This window comes from Mycobacterium sp. 852002-51613_SCH5001154, assembly GCF_001667425.1.
GTDB lineage: Bacteria > Actinomycetota > Actinomycetes > Mycobacteriales > Mycobacteriaceae > Mycobacterium.
The window spans coordinates 162,857-171,468 of the sequence record NZ_LZII01000056.1 but is presented as its reverse complement, the minus strand read 5'-3'; the positions used below and the strand labels follow the sequence as shown (position 1 = coordinate 171,468).

Genomic DNA, 8,612 nt, shown 5'->3' with positions numbered 1-8,612 from the left:
GCCACCTTTCGTCACGCCGGTCAGCTCGACTTAGTGTCTACCCGCCGGCCACCGTCCATCCACCGGGGTCCTGCGATCACAGGGTGTGGCGCCGGCCCGCCACCGATGCATTGTCGAGCAGCCGGCGCAATACCTTGACCGCGTCCGTCAGCACCTGGCGGTCCACCGGCTCGAGCAATGCCAGTTGCGGTTCGATCGCGGCGGCACGGTCGGCGCGAACGGCGTTGAGCGTGCGCTTCCCCTGGGGGGTGATGCGGATCCGGACCGCGCGGGCGTCGCCCGGGTCCACGGTTCGGGTGACCAGGCCGGCGTCCTCGAGCCTGCGCACCTGCGTGGTCATGGTCGGTTGCGAGCAGTGATCGACTGCGGCGAGGTCGCCGATCCGGGCCTCTCCATGCGCTTCGATCGTGGCAAGCAGCCTGGCCTGCGCCGCAGGCAGGGGCATCTGGATCCGCTGGGTGGCCAGCCGGTTGAGCCGCGCCACTACGGCGAGCAAATCCGCGCCCAGCTGTTGGGCCTCGATGTTTGCGGTCTCGACAACTCTGTCCATGTCTCCATAGTTCCATAGCTTTGCTAAGTGAGACGAATGGCGGCCGGCCGAACCGGGTCGGAAGTTACTCAGTGTGATGAAGCGACTTGGCGCCGCGCCCTGGCACAATCAGTGAAGTGAATGCCCGTCGCCCCGTCCGTTCGCGCCGTCGGGGTGGACCGTTACAACCGGCCGAATTGGCACAGGCATCGGTTATGGGGGCGCTCTGCGCGGTCATCGCGATCATCGCCGGAGTAATTCCGTTCGCCCAGGGACTGGCGCTGCTGGGCACGGTGCCGATGGGGCTGCTGGCCTACCGTTACCGGCTGCGAGTGCTGCTCGCCGCCACCTTTGCTGCCGGAATGATCGCCTTCCTCATCTCCGGGCTGGGCAGTTTCCTCACCGTCGTCAACTGCGCATACATCGGCGGGTTGACCGGATTCGTGAAACGCAGGGGCAGGGGCACCCCGACGGTGCTCGCCTCGTCCCTCGTCGTCGGGCTCGCCGTCGCCACCGCAACGGTCGGCATGTTGATGGTGCTGAATCGGCTGCGGCATCTGATTTTTCAGGTGATGACGGCCAACGTGGATGGTGTTGTCGCATTCCTCAAACGGGTGGACCTGCAATGGCTCGGCGCCGACGTGAAGCGGTGCTTCGAATTCGGGCTGCATTACTGGCCGTGGCTGATGCTCGGCTATGTCACCTACGGGGTGATGTTCTCGTCGTTGATCGGGTGGTGGGCGCTTTCGCGCCTGCTCGAACGGATGGGCAACGTTCCGGACGTGCACAAACTCGACGCCCCTGACGAGTCGCCCGGCGCCACGATCGGGCCGGTGCCGGTGCGGTTGGAGAAGGTGCGGTTCCGCTACCCGCACGCGAAGCAAGACGCCCTGCGCGAAATCAGCCTGGAACTCCAAGTCGGAGAACACGTTGCCGTCATCGGCGCCAACGGTTCCGGAAAGACGACGTTGACCCTGATTTTGGCCGGTCGGCAACCGACGTCGGGTACCGTGCAGCGCCCGGGCGCGGTGGGGTTGGGCATGTTGGGCGGCACGGCGCTTGTTCTGCAGCACCCGAAGAGCCAGGTCTTGGGAACCCGGGTCGCCGACGATGTGGTCTGGGGGTTGCCGCCGGGCACCGAGGTCGATGTCGACCACTTGCTCCGCGAAGTAGGTCTCGAGGGTTTTGCCGAGCGTGATACCGGCAGCCTGTCCGGTGGGGAACTGCAGCGCTTGGCCCTGGCCGCGGCGCTCGCCCGGGAGCCGGCGCTATTGATCGCTGACGAGTTCACCAGCATGGTCGATCAACAGGGCCGTAACGTCCTGTTGAACGTGCTGTCAGGCCTTCCCCAACGGCATCGGACTGCGCTGGTGCACATCACGCATTTCGACAACGAGGCCGCGTCGGCGGACCGGACCATCAACCTCAGCGATTCCCCCGGCAACGCCGGCATGGTCGAGACGGCTCCGCCCCCGGCGCCGGCCATCGCAGTCAAGCGGGGTTTCAGCAAGCCGGTACTCGAAATCGTCGACGTCCGACACGAATACAACAGTGGCACGCCCTGGCAGAAAACCGCGCTGCGCGGGATCAGCTTCGTAGTCGAACAGGGCGACGGGATTTTGATCCACGGCGGCAATGGGTCGGGCAAGTCGACGCTGGCGTGGATCATGGCCGGGCTGACCGTTCCCACCAGCGGTGCCTGTCTGCTTGACGGTCAACCCATCCGTGAGCACGTCGGCGCGGTGGGGTTGTCGTTTCAGACGTCGAGGCTGCAATTGATGCGCAGCCACGTTGGCCTGGAAATCGCTTCCGTGGCCGGGTTTTCGGAGCGTGACGTGAACCGCGTGGCCGCTGCTCTGCGCGCGGTCGGTCTGGAGCCCGCCATGGGCAATCGCCGCATCGACCAGCTCAGCGGTGGCGAGATGCGGCGGGTGGTGCTGGCCGGACTGCTGGCGTGCTCGCCACGCGTGTTGATCCTCGACGAGCCGTTAGCCGGGTTGGACATCGGTAGCCAGCGGGGCCTGCTGCGCCTGCTGGCCGATCTGCGCCGTCACCGAGGCCTCACCGTGGTGGTTATCTCGCACGACTTCGTGGGTTTGGAAGAGGTGTGCCCAAGGGTCCTGCATCTGCAGAATGGCGCGCTGCAGTCTCTGTCGGCCACCGCCGCGGCCGGGGGTGTGGCGTGACCACAACCTCATCCTCCGCATCGGGGAGAAAACAGCGCAGTTCTCGTCCGGTGGTGCTGCTGGTTCCGGTGCCCGGAAGGTCGGCCATTCACAACTTGTGGGCCGGCACCAAACTGCTGGTGGTATTCGGTGTTTCGGTGTTGCTGACCCTCTATCCGGGCTGGGTGACCATCGGGGCGGTGGCCGTGCTCGTGGTGGCGGCGATCTGGATCGCACATATCCCCCGGGGTGCGGTTCCGTCGATTCCGCGGTGGCTATGGGTCCTCCTGGCATTGGGTTTTGTGACCGCGGCGTTGGCCGGCGGTAGCCCCGTGATCTCGATTCACGGCGTCAACATCTGGCTCGGCGGAGCGTTGAACTTCCTGCGGATCACCGCGCTGTCGATCGTTCTGCTCGGGCTGGGGGCCATGGTGTCCTGGACCACCAACGTCGCCGAAATCGCCCCGGCGCTGGCCATTTTGGGCCGCCCGTTCAAATGGCTGCGGATTCCGGTCGACGAGTGGGCGGTGGCCCTGGCCCTGGCGCTACGCGCCTTCCCGTTGTTGATCGAGGAATTCCAGGTGCTCTACGCCGCTCGTCGATTGCGGCCCAACCACATGCCGCAGGGTCGCAAGGCTCGGGTTCGCCAGACGACGGGCAACTCGATCGACTTGGTTGCCGCCGCCATCGTGGTGACCCTGCGGCGTGCCGACGAGATGGGCGACGCGATCACCGCTCGCGGCGGCATCGGTCAACTCTCCGCCGATCCGGCGCGGCCGAGATTGGGTGATTGGGCGACGCTCGCGGTCACCCTGGCGATCAGCGGTGCCGCGGTGGCGATCGAGACGATATTCCATCTGACTCGATGATCATTCGCGTAGCGTGAGCGCGTGGCCGACATCCACCGGACTCGCACGATCGCGGCTCGCATCGGTGACGTCTGGGAGACGCTCGCGGACTTCGCGGCGATCAGTTCGTGGGCCGGCAATGTCGACCACTCGTGCATCTTGTTTTCCGGACCGGACGGAGCTCCCGTCGGGACCGCCCGGCGGGTGCAGGTCAACCGCGACGCACTCGTCGAGCGCATCACCGAGTTCGACCCGCCCCGCGCCCTCGGCTACGACATCGAAGGCCTGCCCAGGCGCCTGCGCAGGGTGTCCAACCGCTGGACGCTGGCACCCGCCACCGCCGATTCGGCCGCCGCGACGGCGGTGACCCTCACCAGCACCGTCGAAATCGGTCCGCACGCAATGCAAAAGCTGGCCGAACTGGCCCTGTGCCGCGTCCTCGCGCGACAGTCCGAATCAATGCTCGCCGGGCTTGCGAATCGATTGGAGCATGCTGGTGTCTGATCGCCCCGACGTCATCGTCATCATGGCGGACGAGGAACGCGCGGTGCCGCCGTACGAGGCTCCCGACGTGCTCGCCTGGCGCGACCGGAGGCTGACCGGGCGCAAGTGGTTCGACGACCACGGCGTCAGCTTCGCTCGGCACTACACCGGCTCGCTGGCCTGCGTGCCAAGCCGCCCAACCATTTTCACCGGACACTATCCCGACTTGCACGGCGTCACCCAGACCGACGGCATCGGAAAGACCGCCGGCGATTCGCGCATGCGCTGGCTACGCCAGGCTGAAGTGCCCACGCTGGGCAATTGGCTGCGGGCCGCCGGCTACGACACTCACTACGACGGCAAGTGGCACATCTCGCACGCCGACCTCACCGACCCGAGGACCGGTGGGCCGCTGGCGACCAACGATGAGAACGGTGTCGTCGACGCCGCCGCGGTGCGGCGCTACCTGGAGGCGGATCCGTTGGGGCCGTTCGGATTCTCGGGATGGGTCGGCCCGGAGCCGCACGGGGCGGCACTGGCCGATGCCGGTATCCGCCGCGACCCCCTGATCGCCGATCGGGTGGTCGCATGGCTCACCGACCGCTACGCCCGCCGCCGCGCCGGCGACCCCGCCGCGCTGCGCCCGTTCCTACTGGTCGCCAGCTTCGTCAATCCCCACGACATCGTGCTGTTCCCGACCTGGTCGCGGCGGAGCCCGGTCAAGCCGTCGCCACTCGACCCGCCCGCGGTGCCCGCCGCGCCCACCGCGGACGAAGACCTGTCCACGAAACCGGCGGCGCAGATCGCCTTTCGCGAGGCCTACTACTCCGGCTACGGCCCCGCGCCCGCGATCGAGCGCACCTATGGGCGCAACGCGCAGCGCTACCGCGACCTGTATTACCGGCTGCACGCCGAGGTGGACGGACCGATCGACCGCGTCAGGCGTGCCGTCACCGAATGCGGCTCGCGCAACGCCGTTTTGGTGCGCACGGCCGATCACGGCGACCTGCTGGGCGCCCACGGCGGTCTGCACCAGAAATGGTTCAACCTCTACGACGAGGCCACCCGCGTCCCATTCGTCGTCGCCCGCATCGGTGCGCACTCGACGCGGCCACGGCTGGTCACCGCACCCACCTCACACGTCGACCTGGTCCCCACGCTGCTGGCGGCGGCGGGCGTCGATGTCGCGGCGGCGACCGCCACACTGGCCCAGTCGTTCTCGGAAGTGCATCAGCTGCCCGGCCGGAACCTCATGCCCATCGTGGATGGTGCCCCGGCCGACGAGACCCGCGCCGTCTACCTGATAACCCGCGACAACATGCTCGAAGGGGACAGCGGCGCTTCGGGATTGGCTCGCCGCCTGAAACGGACCGTCGATCCGCCTGCGCCGCTGCGCATCCGGGTCCCCGCCTACACCGCCTCCAACTTCGAGGGGCTGGTGGTCCGCGTCGACGAGGCGACGGCCACCGGTGGCGCAGGCCATCTCTGGAAGCTGGTGCGCACTTTCGACGACCCGAGCACCTGGACGGAACCAGGAGTGCGGCACTTGGCGGCCAACGGGCTCGGGGGAGAGGCTTACCGGACGTCCCCGCTCGACGATCAGTGGGAGCTATACGACCTCACCGCGGACCCGATCGAAGCGATCAACCGTTGGCCCGATCCGGATCTGCACGGCGTGCGTCAACACCTGCGGACCGAGCTCAAGCAGGCCAGGGCCAGTTCCGTCCCGGAGCGAAACCGTCCGTGGCCCTATGCATCTCGCCGACCGCCGACGGCGGGGCCGTCGAGGCTGAGGCGCCTGGTGGCGGCCGTGTTCGATCGCTGAATCACGTGTGCCACAAGAGCCCCATCCTGGGGGCATTACATGGTCGGCGAATTCGATATCGCCTGTGATAGCACATATGAAAGTCGCCATATGGTCGGAAGCGCAATGCCGCTAAGTCCGCATCCGGTCGATGAGATTCGACAGCACGACGATGCTTTCGCTGCGTTCGATGTCCGCGCTCGAGCGGATGCGTTCGAGCGCCGCCTCCAGATGACGCATGTCGCGGGCCAGCACATGCAGGATCGCATCCGACGTGCCGGTGACCGTCGCCGCGCTGACCACCTCGGGCATGTCCACCCACGCCGCCCGCAGTCGCTCGGGCTCGATGGTGCCGTGGCAGAACACCTGCACGTAGGCCTCTGTCTTCCAGCCGAGCGAGCTAGGGTCGACAACCGTCGTGAAGCCCCTGATCACACCGTCATCGAGCATCCGATCGACGCGGCGCTTGACCGCCGGCGCCGAGAGGTTCACCGTCTGGCCGATTTCCGCAAAGGTGGCCCGGGCGTTTCTGGTCAGCTCGGCCAGGATGCGCTCGTCCGTCTCATCCAGGCGGTCCATCCGTGACTCCTTAATAAATCGCCGTTACACGCGCAATGGCGCAATAGATCGACTATAGACGCGCAAGAAACGTCGTTTGCTTGTTTTAGGAGGCGCAAATACCGTTGATCTATGACGGATTCGTACGTGGCGGCACCCGCGACTGCCAAGCTCGTGCGCACGCCGCGGGCCCGCCGGTACGCGATGACGCCGCCGGAGTTTTTCGCGGTGGAGTACGCGATCAACCCCTGGATGGACATCGCCACGCCCGTCGACGTCGGCGTCGCGAAGGCCCAATGGGACGCCCTGCGCACGAGCTACCTACGGCTGGGGCACCGGGTGGAAGTGATCGAGCCCGTGCCCGGGCTCCCGGACATGGTGTACGCCGCCAACGGCGGATTCATCGCGCGCGACGTCGCGATCGTCGCGCGGTTTCGATTCGCCGAGCGGACGGGCGAATCACGCGCCTATGCCGAATGGATGTCCTCACTCGGGTACCGGCCGGTGTCCACCCGTCATATCAACGAGGGGCAGGGCGACTTGCTGATGGTCGGGGAAACCGTGTTGGCGGGTTACGGCTTTCGCACCGACCGGCGCGCGCACCCAGAAATCTCCGCGGCGCTGCGGGTGCCGGTCGTCTCGCTCGAGCTGGTGGATCCGCGCTTCTATCACCTCGACACCGCGCTGGCGGTTCTCGACGACCGCACCATCGCGTTCTACCCGCCGGCGTTCAGCGCGGCCGCACAGGACCAGCTGCAGGCGCTGTTTCCCGACGCGATCGTGGTCGGAAGCGCCGACGCGTTCGTGCTCGGCCTCAATGTCGTCTCCGACGGCCTGCACGTCGTCCTCCCCGCCGCGGCAACGGGTTTCGCCGCGCAACTGCGTGCGGCCGGTTTCGAGCCGGTCGGCGTCGACCTGTCCGAGCTCCTCAAGGGCGGCGGTTCGGTCAAGTGCTGCACATTGGAGGTGTTTCCGTGACGATCCTCGACGCCCGGACTTCGACCCAAACCGAGGCGGCGATCGGCCTGGTCGAACGCTATGCGGCGCATAACTATTCGCCGCTGCCCGTGGTGGCGGCCAGCGCGGAGGGTGCGTGGATCACCGACGTCGAGGGCCGGCGTTATCTGGATTGCCTGGCCGCCTATTCGGCGGTCAACTTCGGCCACCGCAACCCCGAGATCACCGCGGCGGCCCATGCCCAGCTCGACGCCGTCACGTTGGTGAGCCGCGCGTTCCATTCCGATACGCTCGGCCCGTTCTGCGCCGCCCTTGCCCAGCTGTGCGGCAAAGACCTGGTGTTGCCGATGAACTCGGGCGCCGAAGCCGTGGAGAGCGGTCTCAAAGTCGCCCGCAAGTGGGGTGCCGAGGTCAAGGGTGTGCCCGACGGCCGCGCCAATATCATCGTGGCGGACAACAACTTCCACGGCCGCACGATCAGCATCGTCAGCTTCTCCTCGGATCCCGTGGCCCGGGACGGATTCGGACCGTTCACCCCGGGATTCCGCTCCGTGCCCTTCGGGGACGCCGCCGCTCTGGCCCGCGCGATCGACGACGACACCGTCGCGGTCCTGCTCGAGCCGATCCAGGGCGAGGCTGGCATCGTCGTTCCGCCCGACGACTACCTGCCTACCGTGCGCGCCTTGTGCAGCGAGCACGACGTGCTGATGATCGCCGACGAGATTCAGTCCGGCCTGGCGCGCACGGGGCACACCTTCGCGTGCGATCACTGGGGCGTGGCGCCGGATGTCTACCTGCTCGGCAAGGCGCTGGGCGGCGGCGTCGTTCCCCTGTCGGCGGTGGTCGCCGACGACGAGGTCCTGGGCGTGTTGCATCCCGGCGAACACGGGTCCACCTTCGGCGGCAACCCGCTGGCGGCCGCCGTCGGCACCACCGTGGTTTCCATGCTGGGTCGCGGAGAGTTCCAAGCCCGCGCGGCGCAGTTGGGCGCGCACCTGCACGCGCGCCTGCGCGAACTGGTGGGTCACGGCGTGCTGGCGGTGCGCGGCCTGGGACTGTGGGCCGGCGTCGACGTCGACCCCGCGCTCGGGACTGGCAAGCAGCTGAGTCTTCGGCTGGCCGACCGTGGTGTGTTGGTGAAGGACACCCACGGGTCGACGTTGCGATTCGCGCCACCGCTGGTGATCGGCGAGCAGGAGATCGACTGGGCGATTGAGCAGTTCGCTATGGCGTTGCGGGAGGCTGGCCCATAATCAGCTGATCGAGCA

8 protein-coding genes are annotated in these 8,612 nt (G+C 67.3%); 6 read left to right on the top strand and 2 right to left on the bottom strand.

Features of this window, described 5'->3' with window-relative positions; genetic code table 11:
* Positions 1–76: 76 nt before the first annotated feature.
* Positions 77–550, bottom strand: coding sequence for a MarR family winged helix-turn-helix transcriptional regulator (locus A5750_RS16170; RefSeq protein ID WP_066949219.1), 474 nt, complete (start codon positions 548–550; stop codon positions 77–79).
* A gap of 194 nt (positions 551–744) precedes the next feature.
* Here A5750_RS16170 and A5750_RS16165 point away from each other — a divergent pair, with 194 nt between their 5' ends.
* Genes A5750_RS16165 through A5750_RS16150 form a run of 4 tightly spaced genes read left to right on the top strand, consistent with a single transcriptional unit; the run spans position 745 to position 5,850 of the window.
* Positions 745–2,715: an ABC transporter ATP-binding protein gene (locus tag A5750_RS16165; RefSeq protein WP_156659290.1), complete on the top strand. Its 1,971-nt coding sequence runs from the start codon at positions 745–747 to the stop codon at positions 2,713–2,715.
* A complete protein-coding gene (locus A5750_RS16160) occupies positions 2,712–3,563 on the top strand; it encodes a CbiQ family ECF transporter T component (RefSeq protein WP_067264140.1) in 852 nt (283 codons plus the stop codon). Before A5750_RS16165 ends, A5750_RS16160 begins: the two co-directional genes overlap by 4 nt.
* A 21-nt stretch (positions 3,564–3,584) precedes the next feature.
* Positions 3,585–4,046 carry an SRPBCC family protein gene (locus A5750_RS16155; RefSeq protein WP_066949209.1) on the top strand — a complete coding sequence of 154 codons (462 nt, stop codon included), beginning with the start codon at positions 3,585–3,587 and terminating at the stop codon, positions 4,044–4,046.
* Positions 4,039–5,850, top strand: coding sequence for a sulfatase-like hydrolase/transferase (locus A5750_RS16150; protein WP_156664344.1), 1,812 nt, complete (start codon positions 4,039–4,041; stop codon positions 5,848–5,850). The genes A5750_RS16155 and A5750_RS16150 overlap by 8 nt, the downstream gene beginning before the upstream one ends.
* Before the next feature lie 111 nt (positions 5,851–5,961).
* Here A5750_RS16150 and A5750_RS16145 read toward each other — a convergent pair whose 3' ends face one another.
* The gene (locus A5750_RS16145; RefSeq protein ID WP_066949203.1) at positions 5,962–6,408 is read right to left on the bottom strand and encodes an Lrp/AsnC family transcriptional regulator; all 447 of its coding nucleotides are present in this window, start codon (positions 6,406–6,408) and stop codon (positions 5,962–5,964) included.
* Between the two features lie 111 nt (positions 6,409–6,519).
* On the opposite strand from A5750_RS16145, the gene ddaH reads away from it, so the two are divergent.
* Together ddaH and rocD are read left to right on the top strand one after the other, a co-directional pair.
* Positions 6,520–7,365: a dimethylargininase gene (gene ddaH / locus A5750_RS16140; protein WP_066949200.1), complete on the top strand. Its 846-nt coding sequence runs from the start codon at positions 6,520–6,522 to the stop codon at positions 7,363–7,365.
* The gene (rocD, locus tag A5750_RS16135; RefSeq protein WP_067264134.1) at positions 7,362–8,597 is read left to right on the top strand and encodes an ornithine--oxo-acid transaminase; all 1,236 of its coding nucleotides are present in this window, start codon (positions 7,362–7,364) and stop codon (positions 8,595–8,597) included. Before ddaH ends, rocD begins: the two co-directional genes overlap by 4 nt.
* Positions 8,598–8,612 lie beyond the last annotated feature (15 nt).

Bases quoted from the DNA above. Each gene is read 5' to 3' on its own strand.
- A5750_RS16170 (WP_066949219.1), bottom strand. From the start codon at position 550: ATGGACAGAGTTGTCGAGACCGCAAACATCGAGGCCCAACAGCTGGGC.
- A5750_RS16165 (WP_156659290.1), top strand. From the start codon at position 745: ATGGGGGCGCTCTGCGCGGTCATCGCGATCATCGCCGGAGTAATTCCG.
- A5750_RS16145 (WP_066949203.1), bottom strand. From the start codon at position 6,408: ATGGACCGCCTGGATGAGACGGACGAGCGCATCCTGGCCGAGCTGACC.
- ddaH (WP_066949200.1), top strand. From the start codon at position 6,520: ATGACGGATTCGTACGTGGCGGCACCCGCGACTGCCAAGCTCGTGCGC.